Origin of the sequence: Halobacterium sp. R2-5 (assembly GCF_011734195.1) — an archaeon.
GTDB lineage: Archaea > Halobacteriota > Halobacteria > Halobacteriales > Halobacteriaceae > Halobacterium.
This window is the reverse complement of sequence record NZ_JAANTH010000001.1, coordinates 1,169,636-1,186,389: the sequence shown is the minus strand read 5'-3', so window position 1 is coordinate 1,186,389 and position 16,754 is coordinate 1,169,636. Positions and strand designations below refer to the sequence as shown.

The window sequence follows — 16,754 nt, the reverse complement described above, 5'->3', positions numbered from 1 at the left end:
TCGGGCTACTCGTCCTCGCCGGACTCGTAGTGGTCGCCCGCCGCCGACGGCAGGCGCGTGCGGCCGAACAGCGCGAGCACGATGATGACGGTGACGTACGGGATGGTGCGCACCAGTTCTGCGGGCACCTGGAAGACGTCCCGTGCTTGCAGCGTGAGCTGGGTGGCGTCGAGGCCCGCGAACAGCATCGTCGAGCCGAGCGCGCCGACCGGGTGGTAGTTCCCGAAGAGGTACGCCACGATGGCGATGAACCCCTTGCCGTTGACCATCGTCGGGCCGTTACCCGTGAACTGGCCGACGCCCAGTGCGAGCGCGGCGCCGCCGACGCCCGCGAGCACGCCCGAGAGCAGGACGGCCGCGTACCGGACGCGGTGGACGTTCACGCCAGCCGTGTCCAGCGCCTTCGGGTTCTCGCCGCTGGCGACGACCCAGCGCCCGAACGCGGTGCGGTTGAGGGTGTACCACGACAGCGCGACCGCGACGAACATCAGGTAGACGGGCGGGCCGGCGTCGAACAGCGCGCCGAAGAACGGCACGTCGACCAGCGCCGTGTTCACGAGCGGGAGCGGCGTCGTGACGAACTCGGAGACGAACGGGATGCCCATCTCCGGGAGCGTCGGGAACGTCGAGACGCTCGGGGTGTTCTTCGAGCCGTAGATGACCGAGGAGAGGAACGGTGCGAGCCCGAGCGCGATGAGCCACACCGCCAGCCCCGCGATGATCTGGTCGGCGCGGAACTCGATGCAGACGACGGCGAACAGCGCCGCGAGCAGCGTGCTCGCGACGACGCCGCCGAGCAGGCCGTACCAGACGCTGCCCGTGGTCTGGGTCCCCCAGACGCCGACGAACGCGGCGATGATGAGCAGTCCCTCGAGGCCGATGTTGATGACGCCGGACTTCTCCGCGAAGATGCCGCCGAGCGCGGCGAACGCGATGGGGACCGACAGCCGCAGCGTCGCCGCGAGCGTGGAACTCGCCGTGAGCACGTCGAACAGCCGTCCGGCGTTCGACTGGGGCGCGAACGCGCCGGCGGCGACGAGGCCGACGACGGCAGCCAGTACCACCGCGATGACCGCCTGCTGGACGCGGCCGCGGCCGGCGAACAGCCAGTCGTAGGTGTCGGCGGCGATGCTGCGGTCCGGGCCGCCGGGCAGCCAGTCACTCATCGCTCCCACCTCCGGCGCCGTCGGCGGCGACCGGTTGCTCGCCGGCCGGCTGGAACGACCCGAACCGCTTGCCGAGCATCCGGAAGAACTCCGGCATCGCGACGAACAGGATGATGAGCCCGCGGAGCACGCCGACGAGCGTCGGCGGGACGTTCGAGCCGACCTGCACGACGATGGACCCGCTCTTCAGCACGCCGAAGAGGAGCGCGGCGAAGCCGACGCCGAGCGGGTTGTTCCCCGCGAGGATGGAGACGGTGATGCCGTCGAAGCCGTACGACGGCACGCCCGTCTGGAAGTTCCCGAGCACCATCAGCACGTAGACGGCGCCGCCGATGCCGGCGAGCGCGCCCGACAGCGTCATGCTGGTGACGATAGTGCGGTCGGCGTCGACGCCGCCGTACTCGGCGGCGTCCGGCTGGAGCCCGCTCGTGCGCAGGTCGTAGCCGAACGGCGTGTGCTGGAGGAGGTACCAGATGCCGACGAGCACGGCGACGGCGAACACGACCGCGAGCAGCGAGACGTCGTCCCGCGGCCGGAACAGGACGCTCGGGAACATCGCGACGTCGGGCAGTCCGACGGTCTGGCTCGCGAAGCTCTCGGGGTCCTTGAAGTAGCTCTCTCGGGAGACGAGGAACAGGGCGATAGAGGTGGCGACGAAGTTCAGCATGATCGTTGTGATGACTTCGTTGGCGTCCGCGTACGCCTTCAGTGCGCCCGGGATCGCGGCGTAGACGCCGCCCGCGATGGCGCCGAGCAGCAGACCGAGCGGGAGCAGGACGACGGTCGCGAGCGCGCCGAGGCCGGCCAGCGGCGGCGCGGCGTACACGAGCACGACGCCCGTGGTGAGCGCGCCGACGACGAGCTGACCCTGCACCCCGATGTTGAAGATGTCCGCGCGGAACGCCACCGCGACCGCGACCCCCGTGAACATGAGAATCGTGGTCTCCGCGACGGTGGTGGCGAACTGGCCGTTGATCGGGTTGCTCAGCAGGTCGCCGAACGCGCCGAGGAACAGCAGGTCGTACACCGCGAACGGGTCGTAGCAGAACCCCATCGCGAACAGCGCCTCGCCGCCGACGAACTGCGTGACGAACTTCCCGGGGAACGCGAGCGTGTACGCGGCGCTCGAGCAGTCGGTCATCCGGCCGGCCGCGAGGATGATGAGACCGCCGATGAACACGGACAGCAAGAGCGCGGACGCGCTGATGAGGAACCGCTCGAACGCCGACGCCCGGACGAGCCGCCCGAGCAGTCCGCGGGCTCGGTCGGCGGCGCTCACTGCACCACCCCCGTGGCGTCGCGCTCGCTACGCGGCTCGTACCCCTCCGGGTACTCGCCCGCCATCAGCAGCCCGAGTTCTTCTTCGGTGATTCCGTCCGGGTCGACGACGGCCATCAGGTCGCCGTCGTGCATCACCGCGAGCCGGTCGGAGAGCCCCTGGACTTCGTCGAGCTTCGAGGAGACGAGCAGCACGCCCCGTCCCTCGTCGCGGAGTTCGAGCAGGCGGTCGTGGATGAACTCCTGGGAGCCGATGTCGACGCCGCGGGTCGGGTGCGTGGCGACGACCAGCCGCGGGTCGCGCTCGAACTCGCGGCCGACGATGAACTTCTGCTGGTTGCCGCCGGACAGCGAGACGGCCTCGTTGTCCGCGTTCGGCGGCCGCACGTCGTACTCCTCGACGACGCGCTCGGCGTGTGCCCGGGATTCGTCCCAGTCGATGGCGCTGCGGGACGCGAACGGCGCGCTGTGCTGGCTGCCGAGGATGCCGTTCTCCACGAGGTCGAAGTCCATCACGAGGCCGCGCTCCTGGCGGTCCTCGGGGATGTACGCCATCCCGGCGTCGATGCGGTCGCGCCGGGAGACGCCGGCGAGGTCCTCGCCGTCGAAGACGACGTCGCCGGCTTCGGGATCCCGGAGGCCCGTGATGGCTTCCACGAGTTCGGCCTGGCCGTTGCCGTCGACGCCCGCGATGCCGAACACCTCGCCCTCGTTGACCTCGAAGGTGACGTCAGTGACCGCGGGGACCTCACGGTCGTCGAGCACGGACAGCGAGTCCACGTCGAGGACGGTGTCGCCGACGTCCGCCGGGGGCGACTCGACGTCGAGGACGACCTCGCGGCCGACCATCAGTTCCGCGAGCTCCTCCCGGCTGGTCCCGTCGGCGTCCACGGTGCCGACGTTCTCCCCGTCCCGGAGGACGGTGATGTCGTCGGCGGCGTGCATCGCCTCGCCGAGCTTGTGCGTGATGAAGATGACCGTCTTCCCCTCGTCGGTGAGCTCGTCGAGGACGTCGAAGAGGTCCTCGACCTCCTGGGGCGTGAGCACGGCCGTCGGCTCGTCGAGGATGAGCACGTCCGCGCCGCGGTACAGCGCCTTCAGAATCTCGACGCGCTGCTGGACGCCGACGCTCGCGTCCGCGACGACCTGGTCGGGGTCGACGTCGAACCCGTAGCGCTCGCTGAGCTCGACGACCTCCCGGCGCGCGGCGTCGCGGTCGACGGCGAGCCCGCCCCACTTCCGGGGTTCGTTGCCGAGCGCGATGTTCTCCGAGACCGTCATCGTGTCCACCAGCATGAAGTGCTGGTGGATCATCCCGATGCCGGCGTCGATGGCGTCCCGCGGCGAGTCGAACGTCCGGGGCTCGCCGTCGACGACGATGCGGCCCCCGTCCGGCTTGTAGAGCCCGTAGAGGACGTTCATCAGCGTCGTCTTGCCCGCGCCGTTCTCCCCGAGCAGCGCGTGCACGGAGCCGCGCTCGACCGGGAGGTCGACGGCGTCGTTCGCGACGACGCCCGGGAACCGTTTCGTGATTGCTTCTAGTCGGACGGCCGTATCCGTTTGCGTCATTGCGTGCAGAATGTGGTTGTGGTGCGCTAGGCGCCGACAGTTACTCGCCGGACGGGGACTGTGGTACGGAGGTGTCGCCGTCGATGATGCTCTGGCGGGCGTCGCTGACCGCCGTCTTGACGTCCTCGGGGATCTCGGAGCCGAGCTGCTGGCCGTAGACGCAGGCGACGCCGTCGTCGTCGAGACCGAGCGTGGTGGTCTCGCCGCCCTGGAACTCGCCGTTGACGGTCGCCTCGACGGCGTTGTAGACGGCGGTGTCGACGCGCTTGACCATGCTCGCGAGGATGACGTCCGCGTAGTTGTCCTTCGTGACGGACTGGTCGCGGTCGACGCCGATGGCGAACCGGCCCTTGTCCTGGGCGGCCTGGAAGACGCCGGTGCCGGTGTTGCCGGCCGCGTGGAAGACGATGTCGCTACCGGAGTTGTACATCGAGAGCGCGGCCTCCTGGCCCGCCGTGGTGTCGTTGAAGCTACCGACGTACGACGTCTGGACGTCGACGTCGTCGTTGGCCGCCTTCACGCCCGCGACGAAGCCGGCCTCGAACTTCTGGATGAGCGAGCTCTCGACGCCGCCGACGAAGCCGACGTTCGTGGAGTCGGACGTCGTGGAGCCCGCGCCGGCGCTGAAGTCCATCGTCGTGAGGTGGCCGGCGAGCACGCCGACGAGGTACGAGCCCTCGTGTTCGCGGAACACGTAGCTACCGACGTTCGGCTCGTCGACGGTGCTGTCGACGATCTGGAAGTTCTGGTCGGGATAGTTCGCCGCGGTCTCCGAGAGCGAGTCTGCCTGCAGGAAGCCGATGCAGGAGACGAGGTCGTAGTCGGGGTCGGTGGAACTCGCGTACTGCTGCTGGTAGTCGCTGAACTGCGCGACCTCGTCCGGCTGGGACTCGCTGTACTCGACGTTGTACTCCTCGGCGGCCTGCTGGATGCCCGTCTGCGCCTGGTCGTTGAACGACCCGTCGCCGAGCCCGCCGGTCGCGTACACCATCCCGACGTTCGTGGTGTCCCCCGCGGACGTCGTCCCCTCCGAGTCCTCGGTCGTGCCGTCGCCGCCCGCGTCCTCGGTGGTCTCCGTCTCGTCGCCGTCCCCGGACGGTCCCCCCGTACAGCCCGCAATTCCGGCGAGACCGACAGCGCCGACACCGGCCGTGGCCTTGATGAATTCGCGCCGTTCGAAATCAGACATAGTTGCCTGTAAGGCACGGACGTACCAGCATAAATGCGTCGTTGTCTACCCGACCTGTGAGCCGCCTAACCCGACTCAGGCGCCGTCAACGGCGGCCTCGACGACGTCCGCGACCTCGTCGACGAGCGCGTCGACGTCGTCGCTCTCGGCGTACACGCGGACGTACGGCTCGGTGCCGCTCGGGCGCACGAGCGTCCACGACGCGTCCGGGAACTCCAGGCGGACGCCGTACTCGGTGTCGACGTCGGCGTCCGGGAACGCGGCGGGCAGGTCGCCGCCGAGCTGTTCCATCACGGTCGCCTTCGCGGCGTCCGGACAGTCGACGCTGACCTTCCGGTACGGCCGCTCGGTCACCGGCTCGCGCAGCGCCGCGAGCCCGTCGGCGTCCGCGACGAGACGACTGAGCACGGCTGCCGAGGTGACACCGTCGATCCAGCCGCCGAACGCGGTGTGGACGTGCTTCCACGGCTCCGCGGCGAACGCGACGTCGCCGCCGCCGGCTTCCGCCGCCGCGATGCCCTCGTGGAGCGCGCCGAGGCGCACGCGCTCGACGCGACCGCCCGCGTCGGCGACGCGCTCGTCGATGCGGGCGGAGGCGTTCGGCGTCGTGACGACCACGGGGTCGTCGCTCTCGCTGTCCCGCGTGTAGTGCTCGGCGAGAATCGCGACGACGGTGTCCTCGTGGACGACTTCGCCGTCGCCGTCCACGACGACGATGCGGTCGGCGTCACCGTCGTGCGCGATGCCGAACGCGGCGTCGCCCGCCGCGACGAAGGCCATCAGGTCGCCGATGGTCTCCGGCGTCGGCTTGCTCGGCCGGCCGGGGAAGTGGCCGTCGACGTTCGCGTTCAGCGTGACGACGTGCGCGCCGAGCTCGCGCAGCACCTGCGGAGTGGCGAGGCTCGCGACGCCGTTCCCGCAGTCCACCGCGACCGTCAGCCCGTCGAGGGGCGCGCCGTGCTCGCCGGCGTACTCCGCGACCGCTTCGCGGTAGTCTGAAAGCACGTCGATGGACTCGGTGTCCCCCCAGTCGTCCCACGACGCGTACTCGGGGTCGCCGTCCGCGCGCTCCTCGATGGCGCGCTCTTGCTCCCGGTCGTACTCGGAGCCGTCCACGAACAGCTTGATGCCGTTGTCCTCCGGCGGGTTGTGGCTCGCGGTCAGCTGGACGCCGCGGCGGCCCCGCGACGCGTACGCGAGCGCCGGCGTCGGCAGCACGCCCGCGTCCAGCACGCGCATCCCGCCGCTCTGCAGGCCGGCGCTCATCGCCGCCGCGAGCGCCGACCCCGTCTCCCGGCCGTCCCGCGCGACCACGAACTCCTCGTCGTCGTCGCTGGCGTCCGCGCCGGCCGCGGCGCCGACCGCGACCGCCAGCTCCGGGGTCACGTCGGCGGCCGCGCTCCCTCGAATCCCTGCCGTACCGAAGAGGTCCATACGCGGGCTGAACGACCGCGCTCACTTAGGTTCCGCTGTTCGCACCCGAGCGGAGAACTCAGAGCTCGATGCCGCTCGGGATGAGGCTGTGGCTGCGCAGGAGGTCGCCGTCGGCGCTGTAGACGAGGAACGTCGACTTCTCGTAGACGACGAGCTGTTCGCCGTCGACGCGGATCTCGACGCGGTACTGGCCGTCGTCGCCCGTCGCCTCGCCGTACCGGCGGGCCGCGCGCACGAACTTCAGGACGTCGTCGGCGTCCTGGTTGAGTTCGAGGACGAACTCCCCGGTGATGCGGTTCGTGACGGCGACGACGCCACCGGCGTTCGGGTCGTCCACGTCGTCGGTCAGCCGGAACGTGGCGTCTGTCTCGCTGGCGTCGAGGCGGTTGCCCTCCCGGTCCGTGAGTCGGTCTTCGAGTTCCGCGGCCGCGCCCGTGAACTCGATGGTGACGTTCGGCTTCTCGGGGTCGGCGTCCTCCTCGACCCAGTCGACGTTCGCGACGTCCAGTTCGAAGTAATCCCGGCGCATTCCCTACGAGTAGGTACGGCGGACGGGGAAATGAACGTAACGCCCCGTGCAGGTGTCTCTCACTGGCCGTACGTGAACCGCTTGACGGCCGCGTTCAGGCGCGAGGTCGCGTTCTGCATCCACGCGACCGGCGACACGCGTCGGACCGCCGACTCCTCGACCTCGATGCGCTCGTCGCCGAACGGGTCCCGGAGGCCGTCCTCGCTGTTCGCGTCCACCGCGTCCACCACGGTGGTCATCGAACAGCGCCCGCACGCCTCGGTCGGCTGCTTCTCTGTCATGGGTTCTAGTCGCACGCGAACGGGCATAATTCTGCCGCCGACGACGGCCGCACACGCCGTCGCTGCGTGCAGTGGAGACCGGCAGCGACACCGAGCGCTCGCCGGCTACGCCTCGGCGCGGTGGACGCCGGCGTACCGGTACCACAGCGACAGCAGGCTCGGGAGCACGAGCACGCTCGCGACGAACGCGAACACGATTGCGGTACCGGTGACGGCGCCGAACCGCCGCAGCGACGGCACGAGCGCGAAGACGAGCACGCCGAACCCGCCCGCGGTCGAGAGCGCGCTCGCGAGGAGCGCGCCGCCGGTCCCGGAGACGGTGGCGTCGAGGGCCTCGTAGACGCCCGCGGTGCCGCCGAGTTCGTCGAGGAACCGCTCGCTGACGTGGATCGCGTAGTCGACGCCGAGGCCGATGGCGATACTCGCGATGACCGCGGTCTCCGTGGTGAACGGGATACCGAGGAGGTACATCGCGCCGAGAATCCAGCCGAGCGCGGCGACCACCGGCACCATCGTCACGGCGCCGAGGGCGGCGGCGTCGTGGCGCCAGTAGAACAGCGCGGTGAGGAACGCGAGGATGACGCCGAGCGTCAGCAGGAACGACTCCACGAGCGTCCGCAGCAGCGCCGACTGGACGACCTCGTCGACGATCGGCGGACCGGTTGCAGTGACGGTGAGCGCTCCGTCGCCGCGGACAGTGTCGGCGACGCCGCGCATCTCCGTGGTGATGGTGCTCGTGGGCGCGCTCGCGGACACGGTCACGCGGACGTCGGCGGCGCGGTACTCGCCGTCAGCGCGGTCGAGGACGGCGCCGGCGCGGTCGGGCGCGGCGGCGAACAGCGCGTCGTAGACCTGTTCGAGGTTCTCGTCGGGGATTCCGTCGCCGTCCGTGTCGGCGTCCGCGACGACGGTCGCGAACGTCTCGTTCTCGGCGGCGGTCGCGCGAATCGCCGTCACGGGGCTGTCGAGGTCCGGGCTGCCGTCCGCGAGCTCGACGGCGGACGTCGTGTTCGCGACCGCGGCCTCCCCCGCCTCGATTCTGTCCAGCGTCCCCGGGTCGGTGACGGAGCCCTCGACGAGCACGTGCACTGTCGTCCTGTCCCGGGACTGCGCGAAGTTGTCGTTGAGGAACACCGTGTTCTCCCGGATCTGGTAGTCGCCGGGCGCGAACGGCCCGGGCAGCGAGTCCATCCACGCCGGGGAGTCCCGCGGCAGGAAGTCCACCTGGTCGACGGACGTGTCGATGTCGGTCGCGGCGTACCCGCCGCCCGCGCTCACGAGCAGCGCGACCACGACGATTGCGACGGGGGCGCGCCGTGCGACCGTGGTGCCGACGCCGACGACGCGCTCGGCGACGCCGCTCGTGCCGAACGCGCGCTTCCGGCGGTCGAAACCGAACCGTTCGAGGAGCGCGTCGGCTTCGATTTTGGCGGCGGGGACGAGCGCGCCGAACACGACGAACGCGGAGACGATGCCGGCCGCGCTCACCAGCCCGAACTCCGCGATGGCGCCGATGGGACTGACGACGTTCGAGAGGAACCCGACGGCGGTCGTGAACGACGTGGCGACGAGCGCGACGACGACGCCCGCGAGGCCGACGCGCATCCCCTCGCGCGGCCCGCGGTCGGAGTCGGCCTCGCGGGCCTCCCGGTACCGCATGACGACGTGGAGCGCGTAGTCGATCGACAGCCCGACGAGCAGGAACGGGACGGCGATGAGAATCTGGGTGACGCCGATGTCCGCCCACCCCATGAACCCCGCCATCCAGACGAGCGTCAGCAGCGTCCCGGCGAGCGCGAGCGCGACGTCGACGACGTCCCGGTAGGCGACGCCGAGCACGCCGAGGATCAGCAGGAGCGCCGCGGGCGAGATGACCGCGAAGCTCTCGCCGGTCGCGCGACTGGACTCCTCGTCGACGATGCCCGCGCCGAACACGAACGCGTCCCCGGTCTGGACGGTGTCCCCGGCGATGGCCCGCGTGTCGAGTTGCGCGTCGACGACGGCGTCCGAGAGCGCGTCGCCGCCGTCGGTCGCCTGGAACACGAAGACGACGCGTGCTGACGCCGACGTGCTCCCGGGCTCGTAGTCGGTCGCCAGCAGCGTGTAGGGGTTCACGCCGCCCGCGCGCTCGCGGTCGGGGTCGAGCACGGCGGCGACGGTCGCCTCGACCTCCGCCGCCGACATCGACTCCAGTTGCGCGATCTGCTCGTCGAGAGACGGCTGGGGCGGCGGGCCGTCGCCGTCGTGGGCGGCGTGGACGGCGGCCGTCGCGACGAGGGTGCCGACGCCGACCGTGGGCTGGCGCTCGCGCAGCGTGGCGGCGACGGTGTCGTTCTCGCGGAGCGCGCGCTGGAACCGCAGCGTCTCCAGCAGCGAGGCCTTCGAGAGCACGTCGTCGCCGCGCACGACGACCTGCATCGAGGTCGTGTTCCGGTCGCCCGTCTCGAAGTTCTCGCGGACGTAGTCGAGCTTCTGGGCCGCCTCGGAGTCGCCGCCGAAGCTCGAGATCGTGAGGTCGCCGTCGACGCCGCTCGCGCTGACGCCCATCACCGCGGACGCGAGCAGCAGCGCGACGACGACGTACCGACTGTACGCGGCGAGCAGCGACGCGTACTCGTCGGTGAGTCCATCTGTCATTACGTGGACCGTCCACAGGACACCTAATAAGCGTTTGTAGAATAGTACAACACGAGTCCGGTGGCGGAGTCGGGCGAAACGTCTTTCGCACGGGGCCGCCACGGGCGACACGAGGAATGAGCGCACACGAGGCGGTCGACGCGCTGCGGGAGCTCGGGCTCGCGAACTACGAGGCGCGGGTGTTCGTCGCGCTCCAGCGGCTCGGCAGCGGGACCGCCCAGGAGGTCGCGCGCATCTCGGAAGTGCCCCGGTCGCAGGTGTACGGCGCGGCCGACGACCTCGCGACCCGCGGGCTCGTGGAGGTCGTGGAGTCCTCGCCGAAGGAGTACCGGCCGGTCAGCCTCGAACGGGCGCGCGAGCAGCTCCGCGAACGCATCGAACGCCAGCACGAGCGCGCGTTCGAACACCTCGACGCCGTCCACGAGGACAGCGCGGGCCACGCCGACGAGAGCGCGGTCGCGACGCTGCGCGGCCACGACCCGATTCAGGACCGGATGGTCACGCTCGTCGCGGACGCGTCGAGCGACGTTCTGCTCGTCGGGGCGAGCGACGGCGACCTCCGCCCCGACGTCCTCGCGGCGCTCGAAGAACGCACGACCGAGGGCGTCGACGTCACCGTCGTCACCGGCGACGGCGCGCTCCGGGACCGAATCAGCGGCGGCGTCGACGTCGTGTACTCGCCGGCGAGCGGTGACTCGGGATACGCCGGCCGCACGCTGCTCGTGGACGACGCCACGGTGCTGCTGTCGGTGCCGACCCACGAGGACCACGCCGAGCCGTTCGACGAGGTGGCGATGTGGACGGCGAACACGAGCATCGGCCACATCCTCGCGCGGTTCGTCCACGCGGGCATGCAGGCCGGCATCGAGGACGCCGCCGAGGGACCGCCGGGCGACGCCTGACCGCTGGCCGCTGGCGGAGTGACGCGGACGCGACGGGCTTTTAACCCGCGTGTGGTATCTACAGGCATGGGATACCGAATCGTCGACCCGGACGACGTCGAAGTGCCGGAGGGCCGGCCCTGCGAGTACCACTCGCTGACCGACGCCGGCGACCTCGACAACATGGCGGTGAACCTGTTCCGCGCGGAGCCCGGCGAGCAGGTGCCGCTGGCGTACCACTACCACGAGACCCAGGAGGAGGCGTTCTTCGTGCTCTCGGGGACGCTGTTCGTGGAGACGCCCGAGGAGACGTACGAGGTGCCGGAGGGACACCTGTTCGCGGTCGACCCCGAGAGCCCGCAGCGCGCGCACAACCCCGAGGACGCCGACGAGCGCGTCGAACTGCTGGCCGTCGGCGCGCCCCCCGCGTCTGACGACGCGGTCGCGTACGACCCCGAAGATGACTGAGACCGACGCCCCGGACCCCGCCGACCTCCCCGCGGAGATTCGGGAGAACGTGCCGACGTGGGACGACGAGTACTTCGACCGCGTCAGCGACCGGCTGATGTACAGCTACGACCTCGAGCGCGACCGCGCCGTTCGCGGGGAGCGCTTCGACCTCTACGGCGAGTTCCGCGTCCGCAACCAGAAACAGTTCTTCCACCCCGCGCTGAGCTACGCCGACCACGAGACCGAAGAGTACGTGTTCGCGCGCCGGACCGACCGGCCGACCGTCGCGGACCTCGAAGCGCTCGTGGAGTTCGGCCACAACCTCGCCGACGACTGGATCGTCGCCGACGAGGAGCACTACGAGACGAACTTCACGTTCGTGCTCGTCGCCGACGAGATCCCCGACTCGGTCGCGTCGTTCGTCGAGGAGTTCCGCGACAGGACGCTACTGAAGTACGGCTACTACGGCCGCTACGAGGTGAACCTCGTCGTCGTCGCCCCCCACGACGAGGACGCGGTCGCCAGCGAAGAGGCGGACGTCGCGAACGCGTTCGCGCTCTGGGGCGACCTCGAACCCGAGCCGGAGGGCTTCCTCTCGCGGTTCGCGAAGCGCTTCTGGACGTAGCGCCCCGCTTCTCTCGCAGGGACGAGCGACACAGCCGCGGCTACAGCGTGTTCGAGAGGGAGAGGAAGTTGGGGACCGCAGGGGCAGTCAGTCGTCGCTCGGTTCCGCCGCGGGCTCGCGGCCGCCCTGCGAGCTGCTGATGTTGCCGTAGCCGATGCGCACCAGCGACAGCGCGAGGTAGACGAGCACAACGGCGAGCACGATGCGGACGGCCATCGAAATCTGGCCGCCGATACCGCCGGCGCCGCCCTGAATCAGGCCGACGTACAGCCACTGGTAGCCCGACAGGAACGCCAGCGCGATCACCGTGATGACGACCATGACGGCCATCGGCACGCCCGTGGAGACGAGCTGCTTGGTCTCGTCCCAGTTGGCGAGCCAGACGGTGGCGGTCAGCAGCGCGAGCGCGGCGAGCAGCTGGTTCGCGCTGCCGAACAGCGCCCACAGCGTCGCCCACTCGCCGGAGATGACCAGCACGTACGCGAGCACGCACTGGACGGCGGGGTTCGTGTACCGGCCGCGGGCGAACGAGCCGACGCCGCCCGAGAAGCCGGTCGTGGTGCCGCTACCCTGCGTGCCGACGATCTCCTCCATCATGTAGCGGCCGAGCCGCGCGGCCGTGTCAGTGGAGGTCAGCAGGAAGCTCACGAGCACGAGCGCCATGAACGGACCGCCGTACTCGGCGGGGATGCCGAGGCTCGTGAGGATGGTGCCGCCGCCCGCGGCGAAGTTCGGGAGCGCGCCGCCGATGCCGCCGCCCGCGGCGTCGGAGGCGAATCCGGCGACGGCGAGCGCGGACAGCGCCACCGAGGCGAGCAGGCCCTCACCGAGCATGCCGCCGTAGCCGATGAGGCGGGCGTCGCTCTCCTTGTTCAGCTGTTTGGCGGTGGTCCCGGAGGAGACCAGCGAGTGGAACCCGCTGATGGTCCCGCAGGCGATGGTGACGAACAGCATCGGGAACAGCGGGTAGGGGGCGCGGCTTTCGACCCCGAAGAACCCTTGGAACGCCCCGATACTGCTGTCGATGACGAGCGGTTCGGCGGACGTGTTGAGCAGCGTCCCGACGATGATGGCGAGGAGCGCGCCGCCGACGCCCGCGTACAGCAGGAACGACGAGAGGTAGTCGCGGGGCTGGAGCAGCGTCCAGACGGGCAGCGCACTGGCGACCGCGGCGTACACCAGAATCACGGGTACCCACGCAGCGGTGTTGCCGCCGAGCGCGCCCGCGCCTGGAACCCACGAGCCCGTACTACCGCTGAACAGCACGAACGTGCCCGCGGGGTGGGCTGCGTCGCCCGCCAGCTCGAACAGCGCGAACGGGTACTGGATGCCGAGCCAGACGCCCGCGAACACGCCCGCGACGAACACGACGGTGCCGGGGATGAACGGGCCGTCGAGCTGGTAGAGGTAGATGCCGAACAGCACGGCGAGCCCGATGTAGACGAAGCTCGCGGTGGCTGCAGACGGGTACGCGTTCAGCACGATGCCCACGACGAGCGCGAACACCGCGACCACGAGGATGATGGTGAGGAACGCGAACCACAGCAGCATGTCCTTCCCGCGCTCGCCGACGTACTCGCCGATGATGTAGCCGATGGACTTCCCCTCGTGTCGCATCGACCCGGACAGCGAGACGAAGTCGTGGACGGCGCCCATCAGCGGGTTGCCGATGGCGACCCACGCGAGGGCGGGCACCCACCCCCAGATGGCGCCGGCCGTGATCGGGCCGACGATGGGCGCGCCGCCGGCGATGCTCGAGAAGTGGTGGCCGAGCAGCACTGGTTTCTTGGCCGGTACGTACTCCTGACCGTCTTCGTACTTGTGGGCGGGCGTCTCGCGCGAGTCGTCGATTTCGACGAATCGCGAGAGGTACTTCGAGTACCCCACGTACCCCAACGTGAAGGTGACGAGCACAGCCGCCACGATCCATATCACCTGTGTCATTTGTAATGTACCTTCGTGACACTGATTGCCGAACGGGCACTTAAGCGTTCGGCTCTTAATGAGTGGCTCGAGAGGCGAAATAATCGCTGGAGGACGTGAGACCGACCGGTCAGACGAACGCGGGTTCCTCGACGGCGACCTCGACGTCGAGTTCCGCCGCGACGTCCGCGAGCAGGTCGCCTTTCACTTCGCGCGTCCGGGACTCGATCTCCGCGACCAGCGGCGGGTCCAGGGTCTCCCGGACGGTCGCGAGTCGCTCGTTCTCCGTCTCAACGCGGTCCCGGAGGTAGCGCGCGCCGCGGCCGTTCTCGTCGTCGTCCGGGGACGGCGTGAGCTTGTTCGCGACGAGCCCGCGGACTTCCAGTCCCTCGTCGTCCATGTCGCCGATGGCGCGCTCGGTCTCGTTGACCGAGAGCTGGTCGGGGTTCAACACGAGGAAGAACGCGGCGTCCTCGCGGAGCGCGCCGCCCGCGTACTCGAAGAACTCCTTGCGCTCCTGGAGGCGCGCGAGCACCGGGTCGCCGTCCATCACGCGTCGCGGCTCGTTGTTCCCGACGGCGGCCTTCTCGAAGAGGTCGATGCTCTGCCGGCGCTTGTGCATCAGGCGGTCCACCCAGGATTCGAGGAACTCCGGGAGGCCGAGCAGCCGCAGCGTCGACCCCGTGGGCGCGGTGTCGAAGACGACGCGGTCGTAGGGGTCGCTCTCGCGCATCACCTCGACGAAGCGGTCGAACAGCGCGGACTCGTAGGCGCCGGGCGTCTGGTGGGCCATCTCCAGTTGCTTGTTGATCTCGTTGACCATCGCCGCCGACACCTGGTCGGAGAGGCGGTTGCGGATGTCGTCGAGGTGCGCGGTAACCTCCTCCTCGGGGTCGATTTCGAGCGCGGAGAGTCCGTCGACGCCCTCCACTGGTTGGGGAGTGTCGTCGAAGCGCTGGTCGAAGACGTCCGAGACGGAGTGGGCGGGGTCCGTGGAGACGACGAGCGTCTCGACGCCTGCGTCGGCGCACTTGCGTGCGTACGCGCACGAGACGGTCGTCTTCCCGACGCCGCCCTTCCCGCCGAAGAACACGAACGGTTTCACTGCGAACCACCCACGGTCGGGTGGGCAATCACTGGCTGTGCAAACGGTCGAGGCGTAGTAGTCGCGGTCATCAGAAGTGGTACTGTTGGCCCTTGCGTTCGAGCAGCGTCTGTCGGTCCCAGAGGCGGCGCTCCCACGCTTCGAACTCGTCTTCGATGTACGGCAGCAGTTCGGCGGTGTAGTACGAGACGGGCGACGGGATGCCGAACGCGTCCGGGAAGCACGCGAGCAGGAACGCGTCCTCGGCGTCCTCGGCCTCCTTCTCGATCTTCTCGTAGGCCGGGTGGCTGATCATGCCGTGGTAGAGGCCTCGGAGCCACTCCTCGACGGCCTCCCGGTAGGCCGCGATCCGGTCGGCGACGTTCATCGTCCGAGTGGTAGGTACTCACGCGGTAAAAGCCCTCGCGGTCCCGCCGCGGCGAGCGACTCCGGGAAACGCGGGGTTGAAGGCGCCTGCTACGAACTCACACGCATGGCCGACGGAATTCCGGTGACGGTGCTCTCGGGGAGTCTCGGTGCCGGGAAGACGACGCTGCTGAACCACCTGCTGTCGAACTCGGCGGGCCGCGACGTCGCCGTCCTCGTCAACGACATGGGCGACGTGAACGTCGACGCGGAGCTCGTCGCGGAGGGCTCGGAACTCGACGTCGCGGGCGGCGTCACGGAGCTGTCGAACGGCTGCATCTGCTGCGAGCTCCAGGACGACCTCGAGACCGCGGTGGTGCGGCTCGCGAACGACCGCGAGTTCGACCACCTCGTCGTGGAGTCCTCGGGCATCTCGGAGCCCGCACCGGTCGCGCGGCTGTTCACCACGGAGTCCCGAGTGGCCGCGAAGTACCGCGTGAACGGGCTCGTGACGGTCGTGGACAGCCGGCTGCTCGTGGACACGTTCGGCGGCGAGGGGACGCCCGAACGCACCGCCGCCGAGGAGGACGACCGGCCGCTGTCGGACCTGCTCGTCGAACAGATCGAGGTGTCGAACGCCGTCGTGCTGAACAAGGCCGACCTCTGTACGGACGACGAGCTCGACGAGGCCGAGGCGCTGGTGCGCGCGCTCCAGCCGGACGCGGACACCGTCCGGACGTCGTTCTCCGAGGTCGACCCGTCGTGGCTGCTGGACGTCGAGCGCTTCGACGAGCGCGAGGTCGGCGACCTCCCCGGCTGGAAGCGCGCGCTCGACGAGGACCACGGCGAGGACGACCACCACGGCCACCGCCACCCGGACGAGGTGTACGGCGTGTCGTCGTTCACGTACCGGCAGCGGCGGCCGTTCCACCCCGAGCGAATCGCGGACGTGCTGCGGACGCTCCCCGAGGGCGTCGTGCGCTCGAAGGGGACGCTGTGGGTCGCGGGCAGCGAGTTCCGGCAGACCGTCGGGCAGGCCGGGGAGTCAGTTCGCGTGACCGCACGCGGCCCCTGGATTGCGTCGCTCCCGGAGGTCGAACAGGACCTCTACCGGTCGAACCGGCCGAACCTGGAGTGGGACGACGAGCACGGCGACCGCCGCACGGAGTACGTCGTCATCGGCACGGGCTTCGACGAGGACGCGCTCCGCGAGCGGCTGGACGACGCGCTCGTCACCGAGGAGGAGTGGGCAGACGTCGAAGCACTGCCGGACGGACCGTTCGGCACGGAGAACGAAGCAGCGGCGGTCCTACGGGAACCCGAGCCCGCGGCGGCCGAGTGA

At 70.0% G+C, this 16,754-nt stretch carries 15 protein-coding genes; 4 read left to right on the top strand and 11 right to left on the bottom strand.

What is annotated here, in order from left to right; translation table 11 throughout:
• Positions 1 to 5: 5 nt before the first annotated feature.
• The 8 genes from G9C83_RS06415 to G9C83_RS06380 form a co-directional block, all read right to left on the bottom strand.
• Positions 6 to 1,166, bottom strand: a complete 1,161-nt coding sequence (locus G9C83_RS06415; protein ID WP_167245267.1) for an ABC transporter permease — start codon at positions 1,164 to 1,166, stop codon at positions 6 to 8.
• A complete protein-coding gene (locus G9C83_RS06410; protein ID WP_167245266.1) occupies positions 1,159 to 2,445 on the bottom strand; it encodes an ABC transporter permease in 1,287 nt (428 codons plus the stop codon). Before G9C83_RS06410 ends, G9C83_RS06415 begins: the two co-directional genes overlap by 8 nt.
• A complete protein-coding gene (locus G9C83_RS06405; RefSeq protein WP_167245265.1) occupies positions 2,442 to 4,013 on the bottom strand; it encodes an ABC transporter ATP-binding protein in 1,572 nt (523 codons plus the stop codon). The genes G9C83_RS06410 and G9C83_RS06405 overlap by 4 nt, the downstream gene beginning before the upstream one ends.
• Positions 4,014 to 4,053: 40 nt before the next feature.
• Positions 4,054 to 5,202, bottom strand: coding sequence for a BMP family protein (locus tag G9C83_RS06400; protein WP_167245264.1), 1,149 nt, complete (start codon positions 5,200 to 5,202; stop codon positions 4,054 to 4,056).
• Between the two features lie 75 nt (positions 5,203 to 5,277).
• The gene (locus G9C83_RS06395) at positions 5,278 to 6,636 is read right to left on the bottom strand and encodes a phosphomannomutase (RefSeq protein ID WP_167245263.1); all 1,359 of its coding nucleotides are present in this window, start codon (positions 6,634 to 6,636) and stop codon (positions 5,278 to 5,280) included.
• 58 nt (positions 6,637 to 6,694) lie between these two features.
• Positions 6,695 to 7,165, bottom strand: a complete 471-nt coding sequence (locus G9C83_RS06390) for a DUF5793 family protein (protein WP_167245262.1) — start codon at positions 7,163 to 7,165, stop codon at positions 6,695 to 6,697.
• A gap of 59 nt (positions 7,166 to 7,224) precedes the next feature.
• A complete protein-coding gene (locus G9C83_RS06385; protein WP_167245261.1) occupies positions 7,225 to 7,446 on the bottom strand; it encodes a hypothetical protein in 222 nt (73 codons plus the stop codon).
• A 105-nt stretch (positions 7,447 to 7,551) separates the two neighbouring features.
• On the bottom strand, positions 7,552 to 10,083 hold the full coding sequence (locus G9C83_RS06380) for an MMPL family transporter (RefSeq protein ID WP_167245260.1): 2,532 nt from the start codon (positions 10,081 to 10,083) through the stop codon (positions 7,552 to 7,554).
• A gap of 116 nt (positions 10,084 to 10,199) precedes the next feature.
• On the opposite strand from G9C83_RS06380, the gene G9C83_RS06375 reads away from it, so the two are divergent.
• From G9C83_RS06375 to G9C83_RS06365, 3 genes are all read left to right on the top strand, one after another.
• A complete protein-coding gene (locus G9C83_RS06375) occupies positions 10,200 to 10,985 on the top strand; it encodes a helix-turn-helix domain-containing protein (RefSeq protein WP_167245259.1) in 786 nt (261 codons plus the stop codon).
• A gap of 66 nt (positions 10,986 to 11,051) precedes the next feature.
• The gene (locus tag G9C83_RS06370; protein ID WP_167245258.1) at positions 11,052 to 11,432 is read left to right on the top strand and encodes a cupin domain-containing protein; all 381 of its coding nucleotides are present in this window, start codon (positions 11,052 to 11,054) and stop codon (positions 11,430 to 11,432) included.
• Positions 11,425 to 12,039, top strand: a complete 615-nt coding sequence (locus tag G9C83_RS06365) for a hypothetical protein (protein ID WP_167245257.1) — start codon at positions 11,425 to 11,427, stop codon at positions 12,037 to 12,039. Before G9C83_RS06370 ends, G9C83_RS06365 begins: the two co-directional genes overlap by 8 nt.
• Before the next feature lie 87 nt (positions 12,040 to 12,126).
• Here the strand turns inward: G9C83_RS06365 and G9C83_RS06360 are convergent, their stop codons facing one another.
• From G9C83_RS06360 to G9C83_RS06350, 3 genes are all read right to left on the bottom strand, one after another.
• Complete coding sequence (locus tag G9C83_RS06360) at positions 12,127 to 13,983, bottom strand: carbon starvation protein A (RefSeq protein ID WP_167245256.1); 1,857 nt, start codon at positions 13,981 to 13,983, stop codon at positions 12,127 to 12,129.
• A gap of 109 nt (positions 13,984 to 14,092) precedes the next feature.
• Positions 14,093 to 15,067, bottom strand: coding sequence for a TRC40/GET3/ArsA family transport-energizing ATPase (locus tag G9C83_RS06355; RefSeq protein WP_167245255.1), 975 nt, complete (start codon positions 15,065 to 15,067; stop codon positions 14,093 to 14,095).
• Positions 15,068 to 15,137: 70 nt separating this feature from the next.
• Complete coding sequence (locus tag G9C83_RS06350; protein WP_167245254.1) at positions 15,138 to 15,434, bottom strand: hypothetical protein; 297 nt, start codon at positions 15,432 to 15,434, stop codon at positions 15,138 to 15,140.
• A gap of 105 nt (positions 15,435 to 15,539) precedes the next feature.
• On the opposite strand from G9C83_RS06350, the gene G9C83_RS06345 reads away from it, so the two are divergent.
• Positions 15,540 to 16,754: a GTP-binding protein gene (locus G9C83_RS06345; protein WP_167245253.1), complete on the top strand. Its 1,215-nt coding sequence runs from the start codon at positions 15,540 to 15,542 to the stop codon at positions 16,752 to 16,754.

What these genes read in the sequence shown, in the direction of transcription:
- G9C83_RS06375 (WP_167245259.1), top strand. Translation starts at nt 10,200, where the DNA reads ATGAGCGCACACGAGGCGGTCGACGCGCTGCGGGAGCTCGGGCTCGCG.
- G9C83_RS06350 (WP_167245254.1), bottom strand. Translation starts at nt 15,434, where the DNA reads ATGAACGTCGCCGACCGGATCGCGGCCTACCGGGAGGCCGTCGAGGAG.
- G9C83_RS06385 (WP_167245261.1), bottom strand. Translation starts at nt 7,446, where the DNA reads ATGACAGAGAAGCAGCCGACCGAGGCGTGCGGGCGCTGTTCGATGACC.
- G9C83_RS06370 (WP_167245258.1), top strand. Translation starts at nt 11,052, where the DNA reads ATGGGATACCGAATCGTCGACCCGGACGACGTCGAAGTGCCGGAGGGC.
- G9C83_RS06360 (WP_167245256.1), bottom strand. Translation starts at nt 13,983, where the DNA reads ATGACACAGGTGATATGGATCGTGGCGGCTGTGCTCGTCACCTTCACG.
- G9C83_RS06405 (WP_167245265.1), bottom strand. Translation starts at nt 4,013, where the DNA reads ATGACGCAAACGGATACGGCCGTCCGACTAGAAGCAATCACGAAACGG.
- G9C83_RS06345 (WP_167245253.1), top strand. Translation starts at nt 15,540, where the DNA reads ATGGCCGACGGAATTCCGGTGACGGTGCTCTCGGGGAGTCTCGGTGCC.
- G9C83_RS06365 (WP_167245257.1), top strand. Translation starts at nt 11,425, where the DNA reads ATGACTGAGACCGACGCCCCGGACCCCGCCGACCTCCCCGCGGAGATT.
- G9C83_RS06400 (WP_167245264.1), bottom strand. Translation starts at nt 5,202, where the DNA reads ATGTCTGATTTCGAACGGCGCGAATTCATCAAGGCCACGGCCGGTGTC.
- G9C83_RS06395 (WP_167245263.1), bottom strand. Translation starts at nt 6,636, where the DNA reads ATGGACCTCTTCGGTACGGCAGGGATTCGAGGGAGCGCGGCCGCCGAC.
- G9C83_RS06380 (WP_167245260.1), bottom strand. Translation starts at nt 10,083, where the DNA reads ATGACAGATGGACTCACCGACGAGTACGCGTCGCTGCTCGCCGCGTAC.
- G9C83_RS06390 (WP_167245262.1), bottom strand. Translation starts at nt 7,165, where the DNA reads ATGCGCCGGGATTACTTCGAACTGGACGTCGCGAACGTCGACTGGGTC.
- G9C83_RS06415 (WP_167245267.1), bottom strand. Translation starts at nt 1,166, where the DNA reads ATGAGTGACTGGCTGCCCGGCGGCCCGGACCGCAGCATCGCCGCCGAC.